Source organism: Pseudomonas costantinii (genome assembly GCF_001870435.1).
GTDB lineage: Bacteria > Pseudomonadota > Gammaproteobacteria > Pseudomonadales > Pseudomonadaceae > Aquipseudomonas > Aquipseudomonas costantinii.
The window spans coordinates 102,156-126,050 of the sequence record NZ_MDDR01000036.1; the positions used below are offsets into that span (position 1 = coordinate 102,156).

The following is a 23,895-nucleotide window of genomic DNA, read 5'->3' on the forward strand; positions in this document are numbered from 1 at the left end:
CTTCAGTAAACGGGAACAAAAAAGCGTCGCGCATTTTCAGCGGGGAGGGGAGTCAGGTCAAGGCAGCACAATGCCCTTATCGCGGCGCAAAGCGTTCAGCGCCCGCTGCAGCCGTACGGCCCGTCCGCAGAACAGACCAACGGTAAACCCCGAGACACCGCCGACCGCCATCAGCATCTCTGGCGTGCTCAACAGCAGCGGGTGCACGGCCTGCTGGTAGCCGAAGTAATACTTCACCGCGAAAAACAGCTGCGAGATCAGCAGGGTTTTCCACGTGCCCGGCACTACCAGGGTTTCGCCATTGGCATCGAGCAGGGCGCCGTCGGCGCTGAACAGCAACATCCCCAGCAGGCTGCCCGCCACAGCACCGCCCACCCAAGCGCTGCTCGACAGTATTGAAGGCGCCAGCGACATCAGCGACCACACCACCAAGACCACCGGCAGAATCATCAACGACCGTCGATTTTCGCGGCCGCCCCAACAGGCCTTGATGCCGTAGTAACAAATCCACAGGTAAATGGCGTAAACCCAGAGAGGCGTGCCCTGGAGGATATCGAGCATGGGATGCGTCCGTGCGGTGTGGGTAGGCGGTGGATAATCAGCGAGCTTTCACACGTTTGTCCATCGATTTGACGCTGACCCACATCAACATGGTCAGCCGAAATATCCGCTACAACACAGAGGCCTGATGGACCCATAAAAACGAAGACCCACCTGCGCCAAGGGGACCACCCCACGCCAGGTTATTAAAGGACTAACGCAATGGCGCTTTCCCTCTCCCGCCTGGCCTTGCTGGGGGCGACGCTCTGTCTGGCGCTACCCCTGCACGCCGCCCCAGCCGATATTGAACACGGCAAATACGTCGCACAACTGGGCGACTGCATCGCCTGCCACACCGACAAGCCAGGCAAGGTGATGGCCGGCGGGCTGGAGCTAAGCACGCCGATGGGAACGATCTATTCGAGCAATATCACACCTGACCGCGAGACCGGTATCGGCGCCTACACCTTTGAACAGTTTGACCGAGTGATGCGCGAAGGCGTGACGCCAGCGGGCATGAATCTGTACCCGGCGATGCCGTATCCGTCCTACGCCAAGATGAGCGAGGAGGACATGCGCGCCTTGTACGCCTACCTGATGCAAGGCGTAGAGCCGGTGCAACAGGCCAACCTTGAAGCCGACATGGGCTTCCCGTTCAACCAGCGCTGGGGCCTGGCGTTGTGGAACTTCGCCTTTCTCGACAAGCAACCCTTTACCCCTGACCCGGCCCGTGACGAAGTGCTTAACCGTGGCGCTTATCTGGTCCAGGGCCTGGGCCACTGTGGCTCCTGCCATACCCCACGCGGTATCGCCTTCCAGGAAAAAGCCATGAGCGATGAAGGCCGTAGCGGCCGGCATTATCTCGCGGGCGAAACCGTCGAACACTGGCGCGCCCTGAGCCTGCGCAACCTGTGGACCGTGGAGGACACTGTGCAATTGCTCAAGACCGGGCAGAACCGCTTCGCCACGGTCGCCGGCAACATGGCGGATGTGATTCACCACAGCACCCAGCATTTCAGCGACTACGATCTCACGGCCATCGCCAGCTACCTGAAGTCCCTGCCGCCGGGCAAAGACGACTTGCCGATGCCTTCTGTGGCTCGTACACCCGCTGGGCCGCCCGCCGACCTGTTCACCAGCCGTGGTGGCCTGGGCTACATGCAGTTTTGCAGCGATTGCCACCGCAGTGACGGCGCCGGTGTGACAGGTCTGTTTCCACCCCTGGCAGGTAACCCGAGCATCGTCTCCACCAACCCCACCTCACTGCTGCACATCACGCTCACCGGCTGGGAGACGGCGCAAACTGCGACCCATCCACGGGTCTACACCATGCCCGGTTTTGCCCGGTTGGCGGATCAAGAAATTGCCGAGATCTTAAGCTTCGTGCGCACCCGCTGGGGCAACGAGGGCACGCCGATCAGCGCCGCCCAGGTGAAGAAACTGCGTGACCAACTCAACCCGGCCAGCACCGATTCATCCGCGTTCGAAACCCCACGCCTGGCCGAACTGCTCGCTGCACCGAATGCCGACCAAGTGATCCGCGGCATGCGCCTGCACCTGCAAACCAAAGAACTGCTGCCGGATAACGTCGGCAACTCACTCAATTGCACCAGTTGCCACCTCAACGCGGGCACCGTGGCGGACGGTTCACCGTTTGTGGGGGTGTCGGCCTTTTTCCCCAGCTACGCGCCGCGTGCGGGCAAGGTGGTGACGTTGCAGGAGCGCATCAACGGTTGTTTCCGCCGCTCGATGAATGGCAAACCGTTGCCGCCGCAATCGGCGGATATGCAGGCGATGGTCGCGTACTTCGACTGGATGAAAAACAACACCCGCCCCGAAGACAAAGTGGCCGGGCGCGGTGTGGGTAAGATCGACCCGGCGATCAAGCCGGACCTGGACAATGGCAAAGCGGTTTATGCCAAGCAATGCGCGGTGTGCCATGGCGATAAGGGTCAAGGCTTGGCGCGTGCTGACGGTGAGCTGATCTATCCGCCGTTATGGGGCGAGCAGTCGTTCAATATCGGCGCCGGTATGGCCCGTACCTACACGGCGGCGGCGTTCGTCAAACGCAACATGCCGATCGGCTTCCACGAGAAATTCCCGCTGGGGCAGGGCGGTTTGTCGGACCAGGAAGCGGTCGACGTGGCGGCGTATTTCTCGGGGCAACCGCGTCCGGATTTCCCGGACAAGGTCAAAGACTGGCCGAACGGCGGCAAGCCTGCGGATGCTCGCTACTAAGCCAACTGCTTGAGGCAGGTTTCGAGGATATCCAGGCCTTCCTCCAGCACTGCGGGCTCAATGGTCAGCGGTGCCAGCAAGCGGATGATGTGCCGCGACTTGCCGCTGGGCATCAGCAGCAAGCCGGCATCGCGCGCCAGGCTCAGCAGTTGGGTCAGTTGTTTGGAGGCAGGCGTGCCGTCGGCGTTGGCCAACTCGATGCCGCGCATGGCGCCGACGCCGGTCAGGCGACCGAGGTAGGGCGACAGGCCTTGCGCGCGCCAGGCTTCATAACGGCTGACGATGGCTTCTTCCTGCTGCGAGCCCCAGGTTTTCAAGTGTTGATCGGTCATCGCATCCAACGTGGCCAACGCCGCCGCGCAGGCGATGGGGTTGCCGGAATAAGTGCCGCCCAGGCCGCCTTTGGGCAGGTTGTCGAGCAGCACCTTGCGCCCGACCACCGCACCCAGCGGCACGCCGCCAGCGATGCTTTTGCCGAGCAGGATCAGGTCCGGTTCGATGCCCAGGCGCGAGAACGCAAAGCGCTGGCCCGTGCGGCCGAAACCTGACTGGATTTCATCGGCGATCAGCAGGATGTTTTTCTCATCGCAGAAGCGTCGCAGGGCCTGGGCGAACTCGATATCCAGGGCCAGGAAACCGCCTTCGCCCTGCACCGGTTCGATGATGAAACAGGCCACGTCATCGACGTCGATCTCCACGCTGAACAGACGATCCATGGCCTTCAACGCTTCGGCGCAGGTTACGCGGTTGTCAGCGCTGGGGTAGGGCAGGTGATACACCGGGCCCGGCAGTACGCCGACCTTTTGCTTGTAGGGTGCAACCTTGCCATTGAGGTTGAGGGTGGCCAGGGTGCGGCCGTGGAAGGCGCCGTCAAAGGCAATCACCGCCGTGCGACCGGTGGCGCCACGCACGATCTTCAAGGCGTTTTCCGCCGCTTCCGCGCCGCTGTTGGTGAGCATGCCGCTCACCGGGTAATCCACCGGGATAAAGGCGGTCAGGCGATCCATCAATTCGATGTAAGGCGCGTGGGGGGCGGCGTTGAACGCGTAATGGGTCAGCTTTGTCGCCTGCTCGCGAATCGCTTCCACCACGCCTGGGTGGCAATGGCCGAGGTTGAGCACACCAATGCCGCCAACAAAGTCGATATAGCGTTTGCCCGTGGTATCCCAGACTTCGGCGTTCTTGCCATGGCTGAGGCTGATGGGGTGAACGATAGAAATCGACTGGCTGATGGTTTCGCGGCTCATGAATCTCGGACTCGGCAGTGGCGGGCTTCTTTTTATCTAAGCCGCGCGCCCCGCCTTGCCGCAAACGAAATAAAGTCGCCGGGTCATTATTAAAAGTCGGGATGTGCCTTCACATAACCCACCATCCAGTTCAGGAAGGCCTTCACCTTGGGGATATCACCGGCATGTTCGGCATGCGCGATAAAGTGCGCGCCGGCGCTGGGCATTGCGTAATGCCAGGGAATCATCAGGCTGCCGTTGGCCAGCTCTTCGGCCACCAGATACTGCGGCACCAACGCCACGCCATAGCCCGATTGCGCCGCGCGAATGCACATGTAGAACGTGTCAAAACGCGGCCCGTGGTAGCTGTTTTGCGAATGCAGGCCTTGCTCCAGGAACCACTCGTGCCAGGCTTCCGGGCGCGAGGTGCATTGCAGCAAGGTGTGGCGCGAGGAGGCATCGCTGCCCTCGGCGACAAAGCCCGGTGCGCAGACCGGCACCACGGCTTCACGAAACAGCTCGATGCACGTTGCCCCCGGCCACGAGCCCTGGCCGAAGAAAAACGCGATATCAGCCTTGGCCTGCAACACGTCGAACGGTTCCAACTCGTTGCGTACGTCGAGGTGGATATTCGGGTGCTTGGCCGCGAAATCCTTGAGTTTTGGCACCAGCCAGCGATCGCCGAAGGTCGGTTGGGTGGCGATGCGCAGCACTTCGGTCTCGCCGCCGTAGGTGAGGATGTAGCGGCTGGAGATATCCACCTGGGTCAGGATCTTGTGCACTTCGGCCAGATACAACGATCCGGCCGGTGACAGGTACAAACGCTGGCGCACCCGTTCGAACAGGTTGTGGCAAAGCATCTCTTCGAGCTGCGCCACCTGCTTGCTCACCGCGCTTTGGGTCAGGTGCAGCTCTTCGGCGGCGCGGGTGAAACTCAGGTGGCGGGCGGCAGCTTCGAAGCACTGCAAAGCGGTCATCGAAGGGGTCAAGCGTTTTGAGATCATGCAGTTCATTCCAAATCGGAAGGAGCCTTTGCCTAAAGGTCGTTTGTGGCAGGGGTGTAAAGCCGTCGATACTGCCCGGCAACACTATAAACCGGCGCAGGCTGTGCAGCGCCGAATAATAAAGTTCGACAGGGAGTGCCTCGCATGAAAAACCTCAAGATCACCTTGGCCGCCATCACCGCCGCCGCGGCCGTGGGCTTGGCCGGCAGCGCCCACGCGGGCGTGACCCTGGACGCGATCCAGAAGAAAGGCTTTATCCAATGTGGCGTCAGCGACGGTCTGCCGGGTTTCGGCGTACCGGACAGCACCGGCAAGATGACCGGCATCGATGTGGACGTGTGCCACGCGGTCGCCGCCGCCGTGTTCGGCGATGCGTCGAAGGTCAAGTTCAGCCAGTTGACCGCCAAGGAGCGTTTCACTGCGCTGCAATCGGGTGAAGTCGACGTGATCTCCCGCAACACCACCTGGACCAGTTCCCGCGACGCGGGCATGGGCCTGGTGTTCACCGGGGTGACCTACTACGACGGCATCGGCTTTCTGGTGAACAACAAGCTGGGAGTCACCGCCGCCAAGCAACTGGACGGCGCGACTGTTTGCCTTCAGGCCGGCACCACCACCGAGCTTAACGTCTCCGACTACTTTCGCACCCACGGCATGAAGTACACGCCGATCACCTTCGACACCGCCGACGAAAGCGCCAAGGGCCTGGAGTCCGGGCGCTGCGACGTGCTGACCACTGACCAGTCGGGGCTATACGCGCAACGCATCAAGATGGCTCACCCGGACGAGTTCGTGGTGTTGCCTGAGGTGATCTCCAAGGAACCGTTGGGACCGCTGGTGCGCAAGGGCGATGATGAGTGGTTCAGCATCGTCAAATGGACGCTGTTCGCCATGCTCAATGCCGAGGAAATGGGCATTACCTCCAAGAACGTCGAAGAGCAGGCCAAGACCACCAAGAACCCCGACATCGCGCGGCTGCTCGGCGCCGACGGCGAGTACGGCAAGGACCTGAAACTGCGCAAGGACTGGGTGGTGCAGATCGTCAAGCAGGTGGGTAATTACGGCGAAGTGTTCGAGCGCAATATCGGCCAGGAGAGCGTGCTGAAGATCAAGCGCGGGCTCAATGCGCTGTGGAGCAATGGCGGCATTCAGTACGCGCCGCCGGTGCGCTGACAAGAACCGTATTTACTCCGACACGATGTCCTTCCCCGCCGCCTTGGACCGATACAACGCTTGATCGGCGCGCGCCATCAAGGCGGCAGGGGATTCACCGCTACGACGTTCTACCACGCCTAGGCTCAGGGTCACTTTGAAGTTGCCCACAGCGGGCATCTCCGCGATTTTTTGACGAATCCTTTCGGCCATCACCTTCGCGGTATCCAAGCTGCTTTTGGGCAGGATCACCATGAACTCATCACCGCCCCAGCGAGCCAGCAAATCATCGGTTCGTACGCAGGCCTCCAGGCCTTCTACCACGCGGACCAGGGTCTGATCGCCCACACCGTGACCGTGTCGATCATTGATTGGCTTGAAGTCATCGATATCCATCGCGATCAGCGCCACCGGCAGGCGGAAACGCTCCGCACGGTCACACTCTTCCAGCAGTACTTTTTCCAGGCGGTAACGATTGGCCACACGGGTGAGCGTGTCGCGTTCGGCCAGAGAGCGGTTTTCGTCCAACTGCTGTTGCAGTTGTTGATTGACCCGCGACAGTTCGCGAGTGCGCTCAGCCACCAGGGTCTCCAGGGATTGATTGCGTTGCTCAAGCTGTTCGATGGAGGATTTTCGAATATGAATATCGCGGTGGGCGCCGACCATGCGTGCCACCGAGCCGTCGTCGTTACGCGCAATCACGTAGCCACGGTCCTCTATCCACAGGTAACTGCCATCTTCTTTGCGGCAGCGGTATTCGGCTTGGTAATGAGCCACGCGACGGTTGATGTAGTTATCAAACACCGTCATGACCTGGGGATAGTCATCGGGGTGGATCACGCTTTCCCAGGTGAACACACTGTTTTCCAGGGAGTGGCGGGGGTAGCCAAGCATTTCGTACCAGCCGGGGTTGCGGTATACGAAGCCGGTGTTGGCATTCCAGTCCCAGATCCCGTCGCTGACCAGCTCCATGACGGCATGCAGCATGTCGGCGTTGAGGTCGGAAAAATCATTCTTCAACGGTTTGTTGTCGGAGGTATCGTCCATCTTCGCGCTTCCCTGCGTGTGCTGGCTCTTAAGGCCAGTCTTCGTTGACGCCAATACTCCGTGGCTGGCGCTACTGTACAACGGGGTTTGTGCGGTTTGAATAGGGTGGATCTGCTGCTTTAGTTGGGTGGCAATGAGCCATTATTTCGGTGCCGCCATCCTTGTCCGAGGTTTCCCATCCGCGTTGTGCTGGTAAATCGCCTCTGGCTGGCCCTGTTCATTGAAAAACACCTGGCCAATTCCTGCTGAATTCCATAACCGCTCACCGGCCTGAGCATGCTCCGGAATATGCGGCACCACTTGCATGGTGCGGCGGCGGGTGAACCAGTTGAGCGGGGAGCGCGGCGAGTAGAGCCAGCGGTTGAGGCGGTCGAACCATTCCAGCAGGCGCGGTGGGAATTCGTTCTTGATACCGCTGCTGGTGATCTGCCAGATCTTCGGGCCGCCATTGCGATGGCGAATCAGCACTTCGTAGACGAACGAGTAATGCACATCACCCGACAGGATGACGTAGTTCCCCGGCGTGCGAGAGTGGCGGAAGATGTTGAGGATCACCTGGGCGGCGCCGCGATGGGCCATCCAGTTTTCGGCGTCCACCAGCAGCGGGTGGCCGCACCAACTGAATACCTTTTGCACGGTCTCGATCAGCTTGACGCCAAAGATCGGTGCAGGGGAGACGATGATGGCCGAGGGGTGGTCCAGCAGTTCTTGTTGCAGCTCACTCAAGGCTTCCCAGTCCAGCAGGCCTGAGGGTTGCTTGAGGGTGAACTCGCTGCGCCAGCGCCGGGTGCGGGTGTCGAGCACCACCAAGGCGGGAGTGGTGGGCAGTACGTAGTGCCAGTGCTGGAATTTCAGCAGCGTTTCGAGCAGTTGATCTTGCGCACGGGCGTCCAGAGGGATGTCGTGGGCCTGTGTAGTCAGTACTTGGGTCTGGTTCACCAGTTCATCAAACACATCCGGCTGGTTACCCCAGCCCTGGCACAGCAGGTAAGCGAGCAAGGCATTGCCGATGATGCGCTTGGAGAACGGGTGGCCGTAGGCGGTTTCTTCCCATTGCGCGCTGAGGTTCCAGTCATCGGTGATGTCGTGATCGTCAAAGATCATCAGGGTGGACAGATGGGCCAATACCCGTGCGACGTTCGGTAGCCCGTCGCGGAATGCGTCGATGTGCACCTGCTCGCCGGCATAACGCTTATGCTCGTCGCTGCTCAGTTCGGGTGGCTGAGGGTTGATCAGGGTCCAGGGCGTTGGCGACCATACCAGCAAGTACATCGCGATCACCTCGGCAAACGTCACCAAGTGATTGTCGGCGGTGCTGCTGGTGAAGATTGGCTTTTTCACACCACCAAAAAACCGCTCGCGCAGGGTCTCGTTGCTGTCCAGCGCCGGGAGCAGGTCGGCGCGATGGTAGTAGCTGGCGCGATGTCCGTAGAGGCTGGCGCTGTCATCCACCACGGCGCCTTCAAGGTACTCCTCGAATAGCCCCAGACGTGCGATCAGCGCATGAATCGCCCGCAGCATAGGCCCGGCGACATCGTCGGCGTAGATCTGGTCGCCACTCATCATCAGCAAGGCCGGGCGTTGTTCAGGGGTGTGAGCTTCTGCCAGCAGGTGATCGACGCACAGCAAGCCTTCGGCGGCCCGGTGGTGCGGTTTGCGGCAGGAGCCATGCACCAATTGATGGATGCGGCTGTGCAACACAAAATTCGGGCCGTTGGTGTGAGCGTATAGCAGGTGCGGCGCCCAATCGGCGATGCCCTCGGTAGTGTCGATCAGCAGGTCGTAGCCGATGGCGACGTCCTGGGGCAGGGCGTCGGTGAGTGCTACGTCGATCAGGTGGATAAAGGCGTGGCGCCCAACGGGGACGATTTGGCAATGCTGCGCGTCGAGGGCGATATCTAGCGTTTCGCCCTTGGGCAGTTGCAGCCTCAGCGTCAATTCCAGGACACGACTTCCCACCAGCCAGATAACCAGGCGCTTGGGTTCCAGGCGCCGTAGCAGTGGGCCGACGATAACCGCGGGCAGTGTGTCGGGTTGAGGCATGAAGGCAGCGGCTCACGCAAGGCAGAGCTGAAAAGGGTAGCGCAGAGGATGTCAGTGTTTTGTTAACAGAGCGCAACGCCAGGCGCTGCACTCCTTAGCCGCAATCAGGTGCGTCGCAGGCCAGCGGCCCGTTTATTGACGTCCCTTAGTCTTTCAAGTCAACCGGCCTTGCCCGAGGGAATCCAGGGACGATTTATTTGCTTGCGACTGGGTGTTTTGCGCCGGTTGGTTGCTGTCGGTAGTCGAGGGTTTTTCCGCAGGCTTGGCGGCGGCCTGAGTGGTTTGTATGGCGTGGTCGAGGCTGTAGGTGTGGAACGTGGTGCCGATCATCATAGGTAGACCTCTTGCTCAATTGAAGGATTGTTTCTCGCATCAAGACTCTCTATGAATGCGCAATGACTCAGTGGCATTGGGCGATAGAACGTTCCCGTTACGTATTCATCAATGCAGGGGCGAGTCCTGTTGGGCCAGTGCCGCTTGCACACACTCAAGCAAGTGTTCAACTCTCCAGGGTTTGGGCAGGAACCGCACGCTGCTGCCCAGTTGCGCTGCCAGCCGGGTATTACCGGATGTCAAAACCACGGGCATCGATGGCCAGCGATGGGCGACCACGCGGCTCAAGTCGTAGCCGTTGAGCAAACCCGGCATTTGGATATCGCTGACAATCAGGTCCACCGGGTCATCAGCCTGCTCCAGAAAAATCATCCCGTCATCCGCTGAAGGAAAGGCGATGACGTGGGCGCCGAAATCCTCCAGTACGTCCACCATTAACGAGCGAATGATCTCGTCGTCTTCCAGCACCAAAATCGATGGCCGCGCCATGATCCTTGCTCCACCATCAGGGTCCAGTAAGGTGGAGTCGGACAGGGTTGCAGAGTTTCGGCAGCGCGGTTTTTTGCCGATGGATGGTCACCCAGACACGTTCACGGCAGGTGAACTCGCTTGCACAGCCGCTTGGCGATACGTCACGATACCTGCCGCATTCCAAGGACCGGCCCGATACCCGAGGCCCTCGCACAAGGCCGTCAACCGTGAACGCTCCCGCCGCCCCATTGATCGACAAAGACCTCGGCAACCGCATGATCAAAGTCGACCACGCCGGTGAGCATGGTGCGATCTGCATCTACAGCGGTCAGCTGTTCATGGCACGGTTTTTTGCCCCTGGCATGGTCGATGAACTCAAGGAATTCCTCTCCCACGAACGCCGTCACCGTGCAGTGTTCCAGGCCGAGTTGCAGCGCCGCCGTTATCGCCGCTGCCGCAGTTATTGGTTGTGCGGTCTCGGCGGGCTGGTGCTGGGGTTGGTCACCGGCCTGTGCGGTCGCAAGGCGATTGTCGCCACAACAGTCGCGGTTGAAAGCGTGGTACTCAAGCACTTGGCTCATCAGCTCCATACGCTGCGCGATATCGACCCGCTGGCCGTGGCGGCGATTGCTTCCATCGTGGATGAAGAACAACATCACCATGACCATTCGGCCGCGCAGATTGATGTGCGTGACCCTTGGTTCAGGGCGCTCACGCCGCTGGTCACGGCGTGGACCGAAACCGTGATCTGGATGGGCATGCGCTCCTGACAAACAGGCATAATCGCCCGCAACCGCCGCTGTGGAGCCCCCCATGAAGTACGCCTTACTGACCCTCGCCCTGATCCTCAACACCGCTCCGGCTTTTGCGGCGGGTGATGCCGAGGCGGGCGGCAAGCTCTTCGCCAAGACCTGCGGCGGCTGCCATAGCATCGGCGAAGGTGCACGCGGCGGCTTCGGTCCCGAACTCAACGGAATCATCGGTCGCCCTGCCGGGACCACCACCGACTACCAGTACTCCGATGCGATGAAGAACTCCGGCGTGGTCTGGACCCGGGACAAACTCGCCGCCTACATCGAGGCGCCGAAGAAAGTGGTCAGCGGTACGCGCATGATTTTCTGGGGCATCAGCGACCAGGAAAAAATTGAAAACATCCTGGCGTACCTCGAAACCTTTCAACCCAAATGATCACTCGCGCACATTCCTGAACAACATCAACCGCGCACTCTCATGCAGCCCACGCGTCAGCCCCTGTAAGCGCTGAAACTCCTCCGGATGCTGCTCGGACACATCTTCCCGAGGCGTTTGCGAGGCCAGGTCGTGCAGGGTCGGCGAACTGCCGTCGTGTTGCATCTGCAGCAGGAAGTCCTTGGTGACGCCGCCGATTACCGGGAACGTACCCTCGTGCAACACCAGCGGCACCACCCGTTCGCCTTCCGGCGCCGGTTGCTGGATGTCCCGACCCATCGCGCCATTCGAAAACGGCATGCCCGCCATGCCGGCCACGGTTGGCAGCAAGTCGGCCAGGCCCACGGCTTCTTCAATCACCCGAGGTTGCAGGCCGGGCGCGTGGATCAGCAGCGGCACGTTGTTGCTTTCCAGGCCCAGTTGCTCGAAGGCGGGCGCCATGTGTGGGATCTGGCTGATGCGCGTGTTGTGGTCGCCGAAGAACACAAAAATGCTGTTGTCATACCAGCCGCCAGCCTTGGCGATTTCCATCAGGCGGCCGATGTTGTAGTCCAGTAGACGCACCGCATTGTATTGCTCGACACTGCGCGAGCCGGCGGCCTGGACCTGCTCCAGCGTCACGTCGTTTAACTTGAAACCATCGTTTTGCTTGGGAATGGTGAACGGCCGGTGGTTGCCGGAGGTTTGCAGGTAGGCGAAGAACGGCTGGCCTTTAGGCACGGCGCGCAGCAGTTGGTCGCCTTCCTTGAACAGGTCCAGGTCGGAGATGCCCCACACGTCTACCCGTGGCGAGCGCCAGTGACTCTCCTCAAATAGCTGCACGCCGTCGATGCTCTGGCGGATCAGTGCGTTGATATTCGCCCAACCGGCATTGCCGCCGATCATGTAGAACTTCTGGTAACCCTCGAAGGCGTTGATCAACGTGTGTTGCCGGGTGATCAGCGGGTTACGCGTGGCGGTCTCCTGACGGGTGACATCGGGCACGCCAGTGATGCTGGCCCACACGGTTTTGGCGGTGCCGGTGACGGGCACGTAGAAGTGTTTGAAGAACCAGCTTTGTGTCGCCAGCTTGTCCAGGTTTGGCGTGGGGTTCAGCGGGTTGCCGTAGGCGCCGACGGCGCTGGTGCCGAGGGATTCGAGCATCACGAAGATCACGTTGGGCGGGCGATCGCCCGGCAGTCGATAGGGCTGCACGCCTTGTTCGCGGATGAAGGTCAGTTGTTGGGCGTCAGGTTGGTCGACCCCCAGGTACTCGGCGACCTGCGGGTAAAGCTTGCGCACCTGGGCTTCATCGAATTGCGATTGGCCGACCTTGAGCGTGTCGTACAAAAACAACACCGGGTTCAGGCCCACGGCGGCGACTTGGCTATTGCCGGAAAAAAACGCATCGCTCCAACGCAGGGGCACCGGGTTTTCCAGGTTGAGATTGGCCACGCGACCGAGCAGGGTCAGCAGCACGGCGACGACACCGATGGCGGAAGCCGAGGCCACTGTCAGTTTGCCGATGGCCTTGGGCGTGCGGTCCAGGGTCAATCGCTCAAGGCACACCAACGCCCACACCCACAGCGCCACGGCCGCCAGCCAACAGGCCGTTATCCACAGCACCGGGTAGGTTTCCCACACCATCTGCTGAGAGATCTGCGCGTCTTGCAGGTAGCGCAACACCGTCGCATTGATCCGTACGCCGAGGTAGGCGTAGTGGCCGAAGTCGATGATGTACACCAGGCCGACCACGGCCAGTGCCACCACCAGATAACCGCGCGCCAGCCAGCGCAGGGCGGGCACTGTCGTGAGGTTCCAGCGTGGCAGCCACGCCAGCACGGCCAGCGGCAGCAGGATCAACACCGCCAGGCGCAGGTCGAAGCGCAAGCCGATGCCCAGGGTTTCCAGCAGCGCTGGCGTGTCTAGAGCAAGGCCGGAAAAAACCAGCACAAACACCAGTCGCAGCGCGACCAGCAACGTAAATACCAACCCGATCGCACCCACGCCGTAGCGCAGGCGGCGTGATTGCAACGCACCCATTATTAATTCTTCCCAAGCTGTAAAACGACGCCTATCAAATGTGGGAGCGGGCAAGCCCGCCCCACAGGTTTGACCTTCATTGCCTGTTCGATTGTGTTTGGCTTGGGTATTTCCAGGCAGCATTTACCACCAGCCATAATCCAGCTACCAGGCAGTAACCCGCCAGCAACGGGTCGACCAGATAGTCCCAATAGTTTTCCGAGGCCTTGAGCCGCAACGCAAAGGCCAATGTGCCCACTGCCAGCATCCACACGGCCAGCGTATTGCGCAGCGCCAACATCAGCAGCGCCAACGCACCCACCAGCACAATCATCGGCCGAGGGTTAAAGCCCCAGCGGTAGGGGTCGAAATACGTCAGGCCCAACGTGGCTGGGTACAGCACCAGACTCAGCCCACCAAACAGCACCAACAATTGAACGTGGTGTTGACGGTTCAACGGCTGCAACAGCCCCAACCGGCACAGCACAACCCACGCCAGCAACACCAACGTGCTGATCGCCAAGTCATCGGTAAAACTGCGCACATACGCTGCCAGCGGCAATTCATTGACCGGGATAAAGCTCAGCGCCACCAACACCGGCAGCAGCCACGGTCGCCAAGGAGCGGTAAACCGCAGTGCGCACAGCGCCACAAACCCCAGCAACACAAAACTCAAATGGGCCTGCCATAGAGCCAACATCACAGGCGCTCCTCCAGCCAGGCTTCGTTGAAGCTGACATGTTTGATAAAGGTGTTATTCCACGAGTACACCAGGTGGTACATGCCGTCCGGGCTGCGGCTGAAGTACGGGTACTCGTATTCGAATTCACAGCCTCGGGGTTTACACACGCGGTAATCCAGGTTGCTGAGAAAGCGTTGCTCCAGTGGCAGGCGCTTGGCACCGCTGGAGGCACGGAAGCCTTCGCCGATGATTTCCTTGTAGGCCTCGGGGGAAAACGGTTGGCCGAGCGGGTCCGGCGACTGGTCGAGTTCCACCACGGTGCGCCATTCGCTGAGCTGGGCGTCGGTGCCATAGAGGCTTAGCTTGAAGCGACCGTCTTGCAGGTCGTTGAGGGCCACCAATAAACCGTCGTCCTGGGTGCCCACCGCCGCCAATGATGAATTGGGGTTGGCCGGTTCCAGCGGGTACGGCTCGCTCCAGGTTTGCCCGGCGTCTTCGGTACGGCTGGCGAGGACGCGGTGATGGGTCTCGCCGGCATAGCGCAACATGGCGATGGCGCGGTTGCCATCCAGCGGCACGATGGTCGGTTGCAGGGAATGCTTGCCGCGGCTGATGCGGAATTTATCGACCACCGCACCGTCGGCGCTCAGGTACAGGTACTCGGCAAACTTGCCCATGAACTCGTGGTACACCGGCAGGCCGATCGAACCGTCGGCGTGGAACACCGGCGCGGCGCGCACCAGGGTGCTGATGTTGAAGAACGGCGAAGTCACCAGTTGCCTCGGCGCCGACCAGTTGGCGCCGAGGTCATCGGAGACCATCACGTTGATCGCACTGGTGGCCCAGCCGCCGACCGACACTGACACATAAAACATCCACAGGCGATTATCCGGTGCCAGCGCGATCACCGGGTTACCCAACTTGCGGATATAACGCTGGGTGCCGTCGCGAGTACTTTCACGCGTGGCCAGCACCTGCTCGGCGCCCCATTCGCCGCTGCGCGCATCAAAGCGCGCGGTACGCACTTGCACATCGGCGGCGCCTTCGCGGGAACCGGCAAACCACACGGCCATCAAGTCGCCGCCGGGCAGGGCGGTGACGGATGAGGAGTGCACAAAGTCGGTGAGCTGCGACGACACAAAGCGGCTGGTGTATTGCGGGGCCGCCGCCACCTTCGAGGTGTTCGGGCTCGCCTGGGCAAAAGGCGCCAGCACATGGGGCGGATGGCTCAGCCAGGCGGCGATAAATACCCCTAGCAAGCTGAAAATCAGTAAGACGGAGCGCATAGAAGACCTGTCGGAAAAAGGATTACTGCACACGCTCATCCGGCAGGCGCTTCCTGCGACCGGTGAGCATGGATAACGGCAGGTTGTCCCGCACCTGGATACTTTCAAACAGCGCCGCCAGCACATGCACACTCACCAGTCCCAGCAGCACATTGGCTGCGGTCTCGTGGATTTGCAGCGGCCAATCGGCGCCCCATAAGGCGTCGACTTCCTGCATCAGGAAGCCGCTGATGCCGAGGGTCAGCAGCGCCAGCAGCATCAACACCATCACCAGGGCGCCGAGAGGCGAATGACCCAAGCGATGCTGCGGCCGGCCCTTGAGCAGCGATTTCACGTGGGCATTGAGCCGCGCAGGGGTAGGCCAGAAATCTGCCCAGCGCGCACTGCGCGGTCCGACAAACCCCCACACCCCTCGTACCAGCAGCCAGGCCATGGCGTAGTAGCCCAGCCAGACATGCCAGTCATCGCCTGCTTCGTTAAAGAAGTAATTGGCGACAAAGACCCCGGCGATAGACAGATGAAACAGCCTCACCAGCGGGTCCCACAGGCGCAGGAATTCGCCTGGCATCAGCCCTTGATCTCAGTCTTCACGGCTTTGCCGGTGACCGGGTCGTGGTAGATCTCGACCTTGCGCTTGTCCTTGTCAAAGCCGTAGATCTCGTAGCAGTTGCCGTCGGTGACCTTGAACTTGCTGATCTCGTAACCTTCGGCCTTGAGCTTGTCCTGAAACGCCTTCTGGTCTTGCCATTGCGAACGCTCGGCGGTGGTGCATTGGGGGCCGGCGATGGCCAGCGGGCTGGCGATGATCAGGGACAGCAGGAGAATTTTGCGCATGGAAAAGCTCTCAGCAGAGGTGGGAGATTTCACAGTGCAAAACCAACCTTAGTGCAACCTTAGTTGGCAACGAGCCGTAACATCTTTAGCGGAATAGCCCGCGCCAGAACCCGGCATGATGCCGCCGTTTCCTACAGAGATTTTGCTATGCGCCTACTCCTTGTCGAAGATGATCGTGCCCTCGGCCAAGGCATTCGCGTGGCATTGGGCGCCGAAGGCTACACGCTGGATTGGCTGCAAGATGGCCTCAGCGCGATGCACGCCTTGCGCACTGAAAGTTTCGATTTGTTGCTGCTTGACCTCGGCCTGCCGCGCCTCGACGGCCTCGACCTGTTGCAGCAACTGCGTGCCGAACAACACGACTTGCCGGTGCTGATCCTCACCGCCCGTGACGGAACTGCCGAGCGCATCGCAGGGCTGGACGCGGGCGCTGATGATTACCTGATCAAACCGTTCGATGTGGAAGAGCTCAAGGCCCGCGTGCGCGCCCTATTGCGCCGCAGCCAAGGCCGTGCGCAACCGATGCTGGAACATGCCGGTGTCAGCCTCGACCCGGCCACCCAGCAAGTGCGCTACCAGGACGAAGACATCATCGTGACCCCGATGGAATACCAACTGCTGCACCAATTGATGGTGCGCCCCGGCAAAGTGGTGACCCGCGAACGCCTCTCCCGTGCGCTGTATGGCTGGCAAGACCGGGTCGAGAGCAACACGTTGGAAGTGTTGATCCACAACCTGCGCAAGAAGTTATCCACCGAGCTGATCCGCACCGTGCGCGGGGTCGGCTACGTGCTGGCGCTTAAACCATGAACTCGGTTCGCGCGCGCATCCTTATCCCGGTGCTGGTGCTGATCCTGCTGGGCGACGCCCTCATCAGTTGGCTGGTACTGCGCGACAGTCACCATGAAATCGAAGAAGTCTACGACGCCCAACTCGCCCAAAGCGCGCGTCTGCTGCAAGGCGTGCTGCGCCAACGCGACCCTGGCGAAGCGGACTGGGAGCGGTTGTATGAGGCGTTTGACCAGGCCATGAGTCGTGTAGGGGAGGAGGGCGTGGCCCACCCTTATGAAACTCGGTTGACCTTCCAGGTGTGGCGCAGTGATGGTGAGCTGCTGGTGCGTTCTGCTGAAGCGCCTGTGCTGGCGGCGCCGCCGGTCACCCTCGGCTCCCACGACATTATGGACAACGGCAACGACTGGTGCGCCTTCCTCCTCGCCGACCCGCAACAAGGCCTGCTCATCTGGGTAGGCGAGCGCGACGACATTCGTCAAGACCTGATCGACCGTATTGTGCGCCACACCCTCTGGCCCAGCCTGATCGGCGTGCCGCTGCTGACGGTGTTGATCTGGCTCGTCATCGGCTGGGGCCTCAAACCCCTGCGCGCCATGGCCCAGTCGATTCGCGGGCGCAACACCGATACCTTGCAACCGCTGCACCTCAAGCCACTGCCCACCGATCTGGAACCCATGCAAACCGCGCTCAACCGGTTATTGGTGCAGATGGACAATTTGCTGGAGCGCGAGCGCCGCTTCATCGCCGACGCCGCCCACGAGTTGCGCACACCCCTGGCGATCCTGCGCATCCACGCGCAAAACGCCCAAACCGCGAGCACTGAGGAACAGCGGCGCGAGGCGTTGGATTTTCTGGTGAGCGGCGTCGACCGCGCGACACGCATTGGCAGCCAGCTGCTGACCATGGCCCGCATCGAACCGCACCTGAGCAACCCCGTGCGCAGCCGTGTGCAACTGACGGAACTGGTTCGGGAGGAACTGGCCGAGCTGACACCGCTGGCCATGGAGAAAGGCGTGGAGTTGGTGCTGGAAGGCGATGAGGAGTGCTGGGTCGAAACCGAACCGGTGGCGCTGGCGATAGCGCTGCAAAACCTGGTGACCAATGCCCTTAATTTCTCGCCTGCGGGCAGTGAAGTGAAAGTGGTGATCAGCGCCAATTGCCTGAGCGTGGAAGACGAAGGCCCGGGGATTGATGAAAAGGAAATGGGGCGTTTGTTCGAACGGTTTTACAGCCGAGGCAACGCCAATGGCGCGGGCTTGGGCCTGGCGATTGTGGACATGATCGTAGGCAAAATCGGTGGCCGATTAGAGCTGTTCAACCTGCCACAGGGCGGGTTGTGCGCTCGGATCAATTTCACATAAGCGCCAGTAATGCAGTCTTCAAGACAAAGAAGATCCAATGTGGGAGTTGTCGAGCTTCAGCGAGGCTACGATGGCGCCCGCAAAGCCAACATCGACCTATGAGGGCACACACGAGGCACATAGCCGGCATTTTCACCAAAGGGCATATTCAGGCTCGAAACAATTTGTTTACACTCGCGCCCGGTCATCCCCTCTCACACCGATAAGGACATCCCCCGGTGAAGCGATTTGCGCTGCTCTCCCTGACACTGGTGCTGTGCGCCTGCCACTCCAATGTTCGCGACTCTTCCCCTAGCGTGTTGAAAGATGGCATTCAACTGCAGCCCAAAACCGTGACCGTGGACGCGCAGCACGCCAAAGTGGTGATGAAACCCAGCGGCGGTAATTACCCCGTGGAGTTTTCGATAAGCCGTGAAGGCGACCCAGACCCACGCTTGGAAAAAATCGGCACGGCCCTGTACGTCGGCAAAGGCCGCATGGGCAGCTTGCTTTCCACCCTGACCCAGACCGTCTCCAGCGTATCGCCACAAGTGGAGATCCAGGCCGATCCCGGGAAAAAGCTTACCGTGGGCAGCGAGTGGTCCGACGTGCGCCGCGAGTATTACTACAAGTGCGGGATGCTCAAGAGCACGTTCACGCCTGAGCGGGGGAGGGTGTATCTGGTGGAGGTTCAGTTCACGAAATTGAAGTGTGAGCAGCAAGTGTATGACATCACTGAGCCGACGCAGCGGGTGGCGTTGGCGGGGACGGCGAGTGAGGCCGAGTCGGATTATTAGTGGTTGAGTTTTAACGTTTACGCGATGGAGCCTGTGGGAATACCACACCGTTGAAGGTGTGGGTGCAGCAGTCACAAAATGGCTTCATCTGTTCGGGCGTCAACTGCGGGTTAACCTTTTGCAGCACGCCTTCCTCGTTGACCCACAAGCCGCTGTAGTAAGTGGACTCATCCGTTCCCACATACTCTTTCTTGTCGCTTTCATGCAAAGCAACCATCCAGAACACCGGCTCCGGACGGTCCAAACGGGCGTTGGCTTCGCTGAAAACGGGGTCCCACGGGTGACCAACTTTGGACAAGAGAAACCGGAATAACGGCGTGTAATCAAAGCCGTGGCGATGATGACTGTGCATTGAGCCGCGGTTGGACAATGAGCTCTTCTCGCTTTTGGTGTGCCGTTCATAGCGATAAGCGCAACAACTACCGTGGCGCACACCATGGGTTCGGGTGTTGACTGAGCGGTAGAGGAGGGGCTTTTTCATTGAGGGCCTCATTGCATCAGGACTCCTTCTTGGGTTGTTTTGGTGGTGGGGGCCAAGTGCCTTGGTAGCGGAAGGAAATTTGATAGTCGAAAAGGTTGGGCTCTATCACATGTTGGAAGTGCGGTTGGAGAAGCATTATCCAACTCGGGAGAACATTGAAAACGTCGGCATATATCGCCGTCTCATCGCTCAAACCCAGTGCTTCAAAAGAACTGTCTGCGTCATCGATATCCGCTGAGTACTCATCTGCTTTCAAGTCATTGCTGTGTTTTTCGTACCAGCGCAATCTGATTTTCATGACCATTTTTTCCGCATCTCTCTATCGGGAAATTCGACGTTTTGGTTTTCCGGTCCTTGAAACTGTGTGTGGTCATTAGGCGTCGCACGCCAAATACAGCGACGCATTTTTTGGAAAAACCAATGCGGTAAGTTTTTCGATGCCTTCTATTTGTTGAGGGGTAAGTAGGTAGTCATAGACACATTCGTGTTCATCCTCCCAACCCATAATGGGAAGTAAATCGGCAGCTTTCAGGTTGAGCGTAATTTCAGTTGAAATGCTCTCGCTTCCTGCCGGGACTACGTAGATTAGGTGTTTCATGGATCTACCCTTCTCTTATCGTCTGCGTCTTTGGTTCGCTCACCTGTTATAGGGTCGAATTCGCCTAGGTGTTTGCCTCGCTTGTTGTACTTTTCGACCTTGCCTCGCTCGAAGTCCCATTCGTAAATATAGCTATTGGGTTCTTTCCAGCGGGGCCTGAGCTTGCCTCCTCCCTTTACTCCGGATTTGGAGGGCGCACGCACGGCTTCTGGAAAGGCAGTTAAAAACGTGGGGCTAGGGTGATACTTGTGGTCTCCAGGCCGAACACTTACCACCACATACAGCGGCCGAACCCCCGACTCCACCGGGAACACCAGAATAAAATCCCGATACTCCGGCGGATAAATCGGGTTCACCAGCACCTGCGCAGCCTTATCCGTCGGCGGGTAAATCCATATCACCGGCGCTTGCGGTGCAGCCTCCAACGCCGGAATACCAAGGGTGTCCCCCGGATCAACCGCAGGCGTCCAAATCAGTTCTGCGCCTTCACCCAAATCCGCCACAAACTGATCGCCACGGCTTTGGAACTGCACCACATCAATCATCTGCCAATCGGCATGGTTGCCCGTGTAAAACCCATACCCCCTAAGCGTGCCGTCCTCACGTTGCTCGACATGCAAACGCATCTGCGAGCGCGCCCGTTGCAGCGAGCGCAACTGTTCCTCGCTGTAGAGCGCGCTATCGCCCAGTTCCGAAGGCCAAGCCAACGCCACCAAACCCGCCAACAGGCCACCCGCCACAGAGCCGACGGCGGTAGCTGCCGACTCAAGCACCACCGAACGCAACGCCAACTGGCCCAAACCAACGGGCAGGGCGCTGCCGCTGATCTTGCGCAGAGCAACCGCGCCCCTGCTGTCCACCTCGCGCCCACCCAGCAGGCTGAAATGGCCATAGTCCTTGATCAGCTCTAGCGGTACGTAACCGGTGGGGTTGTTGTAGTGAATGATGCCGTCGGGCAGTTGGCAGGGTTTGGTGAAGGTGCAGCCGGGAAGTTTGGCGGGCGCTGGTTTTGCGGCGGGTGTGGGGACGAATAAATCAATCGGCGGCGAATAAGGCACACGTGACGGCTGAGGAGTCAGGATTCTCCGTTTGAGTTGTTCTTCTTCGGTGAGGGGGTAAAAGCGCTCAGACATGACAGGCTCACTTCCTTGTGCGAGGGAGTGAGCCTACGAGGGGGAGTTGGAAGCTGATGTCGGCTTGGTTCGATGGTGGGCGTGGGAAAACTCAGCAAGTTTTCGACGATGTTTATAACGGGAAATTGAGGACCCTCTAATTAGGTCTATTTAGAGTTTCCCAATAGCCGCTTCAGGACATTTTTCGTCACAAGGTTCCGCTTTTACCATCCGGGCTTTAAAGCTAGTTTCGAGCCCGTTACTGACATCCAGTGACCGGGCCTGGAAACCCGTGGAATAAAGGGCGCACAGGCGCCACCATTTATCACGACTGCTGGCGCCATTTTTGTGCCAGCATGTCCGTGTTATGGCGGCTGTGCGTGGGAGACTTTCGAGTCTGCCGGGTTTGCCCTTTTGTCCCGGTTTCCAGCCTGCGCACAGCTGCCACCCATTCGCCTGGAAACGAATGGGGCAGCTCTCATCAAAAACGGGAGCTATACCAATGAGCATTTCTGATAGGTCATATCCTCGCAACACCACAACCCGCACCCCCGCCCAACCCGGAGGTGCCCAATGATCAACCCACCCCTCAACAAAACCCTCGGCATCATCACCTTCTCCACCTGCGGCAACCAACCAAACCTCCACCGTCTATTCCGCGTCAACTCCGGCGTGCCCATTCGCGAAGCCCTGGAGCATGCCTCTGAGTTGCTTCACTGTTCCAAAATGCTGGCGTTGGACGCCGCCATGGACCCGGGCGCGGATCGTTATGCGTGGGCGGCGCATTATTTGGGGGAGATGGCGAAGGCGGTGGTGGATGATTTGGCGAATGGGATGTTGTCGAATGGGGTGGTAGAGGAGGGGGAGACAGTGGGTGTGTAAGCGGGTGAGTTGATGGTGTGTGGGCTGGCGTCTTCGCAGGCAAGCCAGCTCCCACATTTTGATCGGTTCACATCCGTTGAAGCGGTGTAGTAATGAGAAGACCTTGGGACGCCAAGGTCTTTTTTTGCCTGCTGATCAGGTCAGCAGGTGCTTGGAAATGATCCGTGAGATTTCGACGATCGAGGTCTTGCCGGTGAATTCAAACTTCACTTTGCCCAGCGACGAAAAGTAAATCTCCAACTCCGAATCCAGGTCAAACGTCCCGGACGTTTCCACCGAGTACGCCACGATGTTTTTGTACGGCAGCGAGGTGAAGTCCTTCTTGCTGCCGGTAATCCCCTGCACGTTCACGGCGATGATGCGTTTGGTGGTGAAGACCACGCCGTCGCGCATGGCCTTGTAGGCGTCGATCACTTCTTCGCCGTCCAGCAGCAGGGCCGAGACGCGTTCGGCGTATTCGTTGTTTTGTTTGAGTTTGAAGAAGCCTTTGTTGTTGAAGTCGATCATGTGTCTGTCCTTGGATGATTGGTGCGGTCAACACCCGTGCTTGTGTATGACGTTTTGCTCGCGGATCTGTATCTAACGCCCGCCTTTTCAACGCCCTACCATGGCGGCCAACACTGCAACGTTGGCCAAGGGCTTTGCGCCGACAGAACAAGAAACCAGGAGCGCCACCATGCCCGAATTGTCCAGCTTGCTTGCCTATGCCTTGATCTCACTCGGCATGGTGCTGACGCCCGGCCCGAACATGATTTACCTGATTTCCCGGTCGATTTGTCAGGGGCGAAGTGCCGGGATGATTTCTCTGGGCGGTATTGCGTTGGGTTTTGTGGTTTACATGCTTTGCGCGGCATTGGGTATCACCGCCTTGGTCATGGCGGTGCCTTTTGCGTACGACGCTCTGCGATTCGGCGGTGCGTTGTATCTGGTTTACCTGGCCTGGCAGGCGCTCAAGCCGGGTGGGCGCTCAGCGTTCCAGGTCCGTGACCTGCCCAAGGACAGCTCGCGCAAGCTGTTCACGATGGGCTTTATGACCAGCCTGCTGAACCCCAAGATTGCGGTGATGTATTTGTCGTTGCTGCCCCAGTTCATCGACCCGAACGGCCACGGCAGTGTGCTGACGCAAACCCTGGTGCTGGGCTTTACGCAGATTTTCATCAGCGTGAGCGTCAATGCGGTGATTGCCACCATGGCGGGTTCCATCGCGTTGTTTTTCGTCAGCAAGCCCGGTTGGCAGGTGGTGCAGCGCTGGCTGATGGGGTCGGTGTTGTTGGGGTTGGCTGTGCGCATGGCAGTTGAGGGTCGGCGCTGAGTCACGCGTTACAGGATGGCTTTCAGGTAGTCCTTGAGTGCGTTGAGCGGGGCATTGAGTTCTTCAAGTGTCGACGCTTGGCGCACGTCCACCGCCAGCCGTTGCAGCTCGCGCCCCATCACGGTATTTGCGCCGCCCAGGGATTCGAGCGCCAGCGCCAGGCACTCGCCGATCTTTTGCTGGATGGCAGCCATATCGCCATTGCGTACCAGTAGCCCAAACACTTCGCGCTCATAGCCGTCCATGACCAGGTCATCCCGCAGAATCGGGCTCGCGCCTTCGGTCTCATGCACCAGCTTGAGAGCAAAAAGCGCAACAGCTTCCAGCGTCAACTCCATGGTCCCGGCTCCTCAACGTCTGCGTTCGCCTGCGCATACTCACTTTTTTACAGGCGAAAAAAAAGACCTTGAAATTCAAGGTCTTTCTTTAAGATGGTGCCCCGAGGGAGACTCGAACTCCCACTCCTTTCGAAAACGGATTTTGAATCCGCCGCGTCTACCAATTCCGCCATCAGGGCTCAATGGCGGCGAAGTATA

27 protein-coding genes and 1 tRNA gene are annotated in these 23,895 nt (G+C 59.6%); 9 read left to right on the plus strand and 19 right to left on the minus strand.

The features are described from left to right. Nucleotides 1–57: 57 nt before the first annotated feature. Nucleotides 58–561 (minus strand): DUF6622 family protein, encoded by a 504-nt coding sequence (locus BFL40_RS20685; protein ID WP_071485675.1) that lies wholly within the window; start codon nucleotides 559–561, stop codon nucleotides 58–60. Between the two features lie 201 nt (nucleotides 562–762). Here BFL40_RS20685 and BFL40_RS20690 point away from each other — a divergent pair, with 201 nt between their 5' ends. Next, a complete protein-coding gene (locus BFL40_RS20690) occupies nucleotides 763–2,778 on the plus strand; it encodes a c-type cytochrome (RefSeq protein ID WP_071485676.1) in 2,016 nt (671 codons plus the stop codon). Here the strand turns inward: BFL40_RS20690 and BFL40_RS20695 are convergent. Together BFL40_RS20695 and BFL40_RS20700 are read right to left on the minus strand one after the other, a co-directional pair. Then, complete coding sequence (locus tag BFL40_RS20695) at nucleotides 2,775–4,025, minus strand: 2-aminoadipate transaminase (RefSeq protein ID WP_071485677.1); 1,251 nt, start codon at nucleotides 4,023–4,025, stop codon at nucleotides 2,775–2,777. The two genes, BFL40_RS20690 and BFL40_RS20695, sit on opposite strands and share 4 nt — an antisense overlap. Nucleotides 4,026–4,114: 89 nt before the next feature. Next, nucleotides 4,115–5,008 carry a LysR substrate-binding domain-containing protein gene (locus tag BFL40_RS20700; RefSeq protein ID WP_071485678.1) on the minus strand — a complete coding sequence of 298 codons (894 nt, stop codon included), beginning with the start codon at nucleotides 5,006–5,008 and terminating at the stop codon, nucleotides 4,115–4,117. Between the two features lie 144 nt (nucleotides 5,009–5,152). Here BFL40_RS20700 and BFL40_RS20705 point away from each other — a divergent pair, with 144 nt between their 5' ends. After that, nucleotides 5,153–6,181: an amino acid ABC transporter substrate-binding protein gene (locus BFL40_RS20705; protein WP_071485679.1), complete on the plus strand. Its 1,029-nt coding sequence runs from the start codon at nucleotides 5,153–5,155 to the stop codon at nucleotides 6,179–6,181. A gap of 12 nt (nucleotides 6,182–6,193) precedes the next feature. On the opposite strand, the gene BFL40_RS20710 is transcribed toward BFL40_RS20705, so the two are convergent. The 4 genes from BFL40_RS20710 to BFL40_RS20725 all read right to left on the minus strand — a co-directional run bounded on the left by BFL40_RS20710 (nucleotide 6,194) and on the right by BFL40_RS20725 (nucleotide 10,072). Further along, nucleotides 6,194–7,207: a sensor domain-containing diguanylate cyclase gene (locus BFL40_RS20710; protein ID WP_071485680.1), complete on the minus strand. Its 1,014-nt coding sequence runs from the start codon at nucleotides 7,205–7,207 to the stop codon at nucleotides 6,194–6,196. Nucleotides 7,208–7,348: 141 nt separating this feature from the next. After that, nucleotides 7,349–9,250 (minus strand): alkaline phosphatase D family protein, encoded by a 1,902-nt coding sequence (locus tag BFL40_RS20715; RefSeq protein ID WP_071485681.1) that lies wholly within the window; start codon nucleotides 9,248–9,250, stop codon nucleotides 7,349–7,351. Nucleotides 9,251–9,403: 153 nt separating this feature from the next. Beyond that, a complete protein-coding gene (locus BFL40_RS20720) occupies nucleotides 9,404–9,583 on the minus strand; it encodes a hypothetical protein (protein ID WP_071485682.1) in 180 nt (59 codons plus the stop codon). A 108-nt stretch (nucleotides 9,584–9,691) separates the two neighbouring features. Then, the gene (locus BFL40_RS20725; RefSeq protein WP_071485683.1) at nucleotides 9,692–10,072 is read right to left on the minus strand and encodes a response regulator; all 381 of its coding nucleotides are present in this window, start codon (nucleotides 10,070–10,072) and stop codon (nucleotides 9,692–9,694) included. A 209-nt stretch (nucleotides 10,073–10,281) separates the two neighbouring features. On the opposite strand from BFL40_RS20725, the gene BFL40_RS20730 reads away from it, so the two are divergent. Further along, nucleotides 10,282–10,824 carry a demethoxyubiquinone hydroxylase family protein gene (locus BFL40_RS20730; RefSeq protein ID WP_235864692.1) on the plus strand — a complete coding sequence of 181 codons (543 nt, stop codon included), beginning with the start codon at nucleotides 10,282–10,284 and terminating at the stop codon, nucleotides 10,822–10,824. 43 nt (nucleotides 10,825–10,867) lie between these two features. Next, nucleotides 10,868–11,242 (plus strand): c-type cytochrome, encoded by a 375-nt coding sequence (locus BFL40_RS20735; protein WP_071485684.1) that lies wholly within the window; start codon nucleotides 10,868–10,870, stop codon nucleotides 11,240–11,242. Here BFL40_RS20735 and BFL40_RS20740 read toward each other — a convergent pair whose 3' ends face one another. The 5 genes from BFL40_RS20740 to BFL40_RS20760 form a co-directional block, all read right to left on the minus strand. Then, nucleotides 11,243–13,264 carry an LTA synthase family protein gene (locus BFL40_RS20740; RefSeq protein WP_071485685.1) on the minus strand — a complete coding sequence of 674 codons (2,022 nt, stop codon included), beginning with the start codon at nucleotides 13,262–13,264 and terminating at the stop codon, nucleotides 11,243–11,245. 76 nt (nucleotides 13,265–13,340) lie between these two features. Continuing rightward, complete coding sequence (locus BFL40_RS20745; RefSeq protein ID WP_071485686.1) at nucleotides 13,341–13,943, minus strand: hypothetical protein; 603 nt, start codon at nucleotides 13,941–13,943, stop codon at nucleotides 13,341–13,343. Next, nucleotides 13,943–15,211 carry a sialidase family protein gene (locus BFL40_RS20750; RefSeq protein ID WP_071485687.1) on the minus strand — a complete coding sequence of 423 codons (1,269 nt, stop codon included), beginning with the start codon at nucleotides 15,209–15,211 and terminating at the stop codon, nucleotides 13,943–13,945. Before BFL40_RS20750 ends, BFL40_RS20745 begins: the two co-directional genes overlap by 1 nt. Before the next feature lie 22 nt (nucleotides 15,212–15,233). After that, nucleotides 15,234–15,779: a cytochrome b/b6 domain-containing protein gene (locus tag BFL40_RS20755; protein WP_071485688.1), complete on the minus strand. Its 546-nt coding sequence runs from the start codon at nucleotides 15,777–15,779 to the stop codon at nucleotides 15,234–15,236. Continuing rightward, nucleotides 15,779–16,045, minus strand: a complete 267-nt coding sequence (locus BFL40_RS20760; RefSeq protein ID WP_071485689.1) for a PepSY domain-containing protein — start codon at nucleotides 16,043–16,045, stop codon at nucleotides 15,779–15,781. Before BFL40_RS20760 ends, BFL40_RS20755 begins: the two co-directional genes overlap by 1 nt. 147 nt (nucleotides 16,046–16,192) lie before the next feature. Between BFL40_RS20760 and BFL40_RS20765 the strand changes: the two genes are divergently transcribed. The 3 genes from BFL40_RS20765 (at nucleotide 16,193) to BFL40_RS20775 (ending at nucleotide 18,974) form a co-directional block, all read left to right on the plus strand. Further along, nucleotides 16,193–16,855: a response regulator gene (locus BFL40_RS20765; RefSeq protein WP_071485690.1), complete on the plus strand. Its 663-nt coding sequence runs from the start codon at nucleotides 16,193–16,195 to the stop codon at nucleotides 16,853–16,855. Then, nucleotides 16,852–18,198 carry a sensor histidine kinase gene (locus tag BFL40_RS20770; protein WP_071485691.1) on the plus strand — a complete coding sequence of 449 codons (1,347 nt, stop codon included), beginning with the start codon at nucleotides 16,852–16,854 and terminating at the stop codon, nucleotides 18,196–18,198. The genes BFL40_RS20765 and BFL40_RS20770 overlap by 4 nt, the downstream gene beginning before the upstream one ends. Nucleotides 18,199–18,416: 218 nt before the next feature. After that, a complete protein-coding gene (locus BFL40_RS20775; RefSeq protein WP_071485692.1) occupies nucleotides 18,417–18,974 on the plus strand; it encodes a hypothetical protein in 558 nt (185 codons plus the stop codon). Nucleotides 18,975–18,984: 10 nt separating this feature from the next. Here the strand turns inward: BFL40_RS20775 and BFL40_RS20780 are convergent, their stop codons facing one another. The 4 genes from BFL40_RS20780 to BFL40_RS20795 all read right to left on the minus strand — a co-directional run bounded on the left by BFL40_RS20780 (nucleotide 18,985) and on the right by BFL40_RS20795 (nucleotide 21,186). Continuing rightward, nucleotides 18,985–19,455, minus strand: coding sequence for a hypothetical protein (locus BFL40_RS20780; protein ID WP_071485693.1), 471 nt, complete (start codon nucleotides 19,453–19,455; stop codon nucleotides 18,985–18,987). A 16-nt stretch (nucleotides 19,456–19,471) separates the two neighbouring features. Then, the gene (locus BFL40_RS20785; RefSeq protein ID WP_071485694.1) at nucleotides 19,472–19,759 is read right to left on the minus strand and encodes a colicin E3-like toxin immunity protein; all 288 of its coding nucleotides are present in this window, start codon (nucleotides 19,757–19,759) and stop codon (nucleotides 19,472–19,474) included. Nucleotides 19,760–19,828: 69 nt separating this feature from the next. Next, nucleotides 19,829–20,053: a hypothetical protein gene (locus tag BFL40_RS20790; RefSeq protein ID WP_071485695.1), complete on the minus strand. Its 225-nt coding sequence runs from the start codon at nucleotides 20,051–20,053 to the stop codon at nucleotides 19,829–19,831. After that, on the minus strand, nucleotides 20,050–21,186 hold the full coding sequence (locus tag BFL40_RS20795; protein ID WP_071485696.1) for an S-type pyocin domain-containing protein: 1,137 nt from the start codon (nucleotides 21,184–21,186) through the stop codon (nucleotides 20,050–20,052). The genes BFL40_RS20790 and BFL40_RS20795 overlap by 4 nt, the downstream gene beginning before the upstream one ends. Before the next feature lie 552 nt (nucleotides 21,187–21,738). On the opposite strand from BFL40_RS20795, the gene BFL40_RS20800 reads away from it, so the two are divergent. After that, nucleotides 21,739–22,047: a DUF3077 domain-containing protein gene (locus tag BFL40_RS20800; RefSeq protein WP_071485697.1), complete on the plus strand. Its 309-nt coding sequence runs from the start codon at nucleotides 21,739–21,741 to the stop codon at nucleotides 22,045–22,047. A 135-nt stretch (nucleotides 22,048–22,182) separates the two neighbouring features. On the opposite strand, the gene BFL40_RS20805 is transcribed toward BFL40_RS20800, so the two are convergent. Next, nucleotides 22,183–22,554: a PH domain-containing protein gene (locus tag BFL40_RS20805; RefSeq protein ID WP_071485698.1), complete on the minus strand. Its 372-nt coding sequence runs from the start codon at nucleotides 22,552–22,554 to the stop codon at nucleotides 22,183–22,185. Between the two features lie 169 nt (nucleotides 22,555–22,723). Here BFL40_RS20805 and BFL40_RS20810 point away from each other — a divergent pair, with 169 nt between their 5' ends. Then, the gene (locus BFL40_RS20810) at nucleotides 22,724–23,359 is read left to right on the plus strand and encodes a LysE family translocator (protein WP_071485699.1); all 636 of its coding nucleotides are present in this window, start codon (nucleotides 22,724–22,726) and stop codon (nucleotides 23,357–23,359) included. 8 nt (nucleotides 23,360–23,367) lie between these two features. Here BFL40_RS20810 and BFL40_RS20815 read toward each other — a convergent pair whose 3' ends face one another. Beyond that, nucleotides 23,368–23,697, minus strand: coding sequence for a hypothetical protein (locus BFL40_RS20815; RefSeq protein ID WP_071485700.1), 330 nt, complete (start codon nucleotides 23,695–23,697; stop codon nucleotides 23,368–23,370). A gap of 94 nt (nucleotides 23,698–23,791) precedes the next feature. Beyond that, nucleotides 23,792–23,876, minus strand: a tRNA-Leu gene (locus BFL40_RS20820). Between the last annotated feature and the right edge of the window lie 19 nt (nucleotides 23,877–23,895).

Excerpts from the sequence above, each read along its gene's own strand:
- BFL40_RS20685 (WP_071485675.1), bottom strand. The coding sequence starts at position 561 with ATGCTCGATATCCTCCAGGGCACGCCTCTCTGGGTTTACGCCATTTAC.
- BFL40_RS20690 (WP_071485676.1), top strand. The coding sequence starts at position 763 with ATGGCGCTTTCCCTCTCCCGCCTGGCCTTGCTGGGGGCGACGCTCTGT.
- BFL40_RS20695 (WP_071485677.1), bottom strand. The coding sequence starts at position 4,025 with ATGAGCCGCGAAACCATCAGCCAGTCGATTTCTATCGTTCACCCCATC.
- BFL40_RS20700 (WP_071485678.1), bottom strand. The coding sequence starts at position 5,008 with ATGATCTCAAAACGCTTGACCCCTTCGATGACCGCTTTGCAGTGCTTC.
- BFL40_RS20705 (WP_071485679.1), top strand. The coding sequence starts at position 5,153 with ATGAAAAACCTCAAGATCACCTTGGCCGCCATCACCGCCGCCGCGGCC.
- BFL40_RS20710 (WP_071485680.1), bottom strand. The coding sequence starts at position 7,207 with ATGGACGATACCTCCGACAACAAACCGTTGAAGAATGATTTTTCCGAC.
- BFL40_RS20715 (WP_071485681.1), bottom strand. The coding sequence starts at position 9,250 with ATGCCTCAACCCGACACACTGCCCGCGGTTATCGTCGGCCCACTGCTA.
- BFL40_RS20720 (WP_071485682.1), bottom strand. The coding sequence starts at position 9,583 with ATGATGATCGGCACCACGTTCCACACCTACAGCCTCGACCACGCCATA.
- BFL40_RS20725 (WP_071485683.1), bottom strand. The coding sequence starts at position 10,072 with ATGGCGCGGCCATCGATTTTGGTGCTGGAAGACGACGAGATCATTCGC.
- BFL40_RS20735 (WP_071485684.1), top strand. The coding sequence starts at position 10,868 with ATGAAGTACGCCTTACTGACCCTCGCCCTGATCCTCAACACCGCTCCG.
- BFL40_RS20740 (WP_071485685.1), bottom strand. The coding sequence starts at position 13,264 with ATGGGTGCGTTGCAATCACGCCGCCTGCGCTACGGCGTGGGTGCGATC.
- BFL40_RS20745 (WP_071485686.1), bottom strand. The coding sequence starts at position 13,943 with ATGTTGGCTCTATGGCAGGCCCATTTGAGTTTTGTGTTGCTGGGGTTT.
- BFL40_RS20750 (WP_071485687.1), bottom strand. The coding sequence starts at position 15,211 with ATGCGCTCCGTCTTACTGATTTTCAGCTTGCTAGGGGTATTTATCGCC.
- BFL40_RS20755 (WP_071485688.1), bottom strand. The coding sequence starts at position 15,779 with ATGCCAGGCGAATTCCTGCGCCTGTGGGACCCGCTGGTGAGGCTGTTT.
- BFL40_RS20760 (WP_071485689.1), bottom strand. The coding sequence starts at position 16,045 with ATGCGCAAAATTCTCCTGCTGTCCCTGATCATCGCCAGCCCGCTGGCC.
- BFL40_RS20765 (WP_071485690.1), top strand. The coding sequence starts at position 16,193 with ATGCGCCTACTCCTTGTCGAAGATGATCGTGCCCTCGGCCAAGGCATT.
- BFL40_RS20770 (WP_071485691.1), top strand. The coding sequence starts at position 16,852 with ATGAACTCGGTTCGCGCGCGCATCCTTATCCCGGTGCTGGTGCTGATC.
- BFL40_RS20780 (WP_071485693.1), bottom strand. The coding sequence starts at position 19,455 with ATGAAAAAGCCCCTCCTCTACCGCTCAGTCAACACCCGAACCCATGGT.
- BFL40_RS20785 (WP_071485694.1), bottom strand. The coding sequence starts at position 19,759 with ATGGTCATGAAAATCAGATTGCGCTGGTACGAAAAACACAGCAATGAC.
- BFL40_RS20790 (WP_071485695.1), bottom strand. The coding sequence starts at position 20,053 with ATGAAACACCTAATCTACGTAGTCCCGGCAGGAAGCGAGAGCATTTCA.
- BFL40_RS20795 (WP_071485696.1), bottom strand. The coding sequence starts at position 21,186 with ATGTCTGAGCGCTTTTACCCCCTCACCGAAGAAGAACAACTCAAACGG.
- BFL40_RS20800 (WP_071485697.1), top strand. The coding sequence starts at position 21,739 with ATGATCAACCCACCCCTCAACAAAACCCTCGGCATCATCACCTTCTCC.
- BFL40_RS20805 (WP_071485698.1), bottom strand. The coding sequence starts at position 22,554 with ATGATCGACTTCAACAACAAAGGCTTCTTCAAACTCAAACAAAACAAC.
- BFL40_RS20810 (WP_071485699.1), top strand. The coding sequence starts at position 22,724 with ATGCCCGAATTGTCCAGCTTGCTTGCCTATGCCTTGATCTCACTCGGC.
- BFL40_RS20815 (WP_071485700.1), bottom strand. The coding sequence starts at position 23,697 with ATGGAGTTGACGCTGGAAGCTGTTGCGCTTTTTGCTCTCAAGCTGGTG.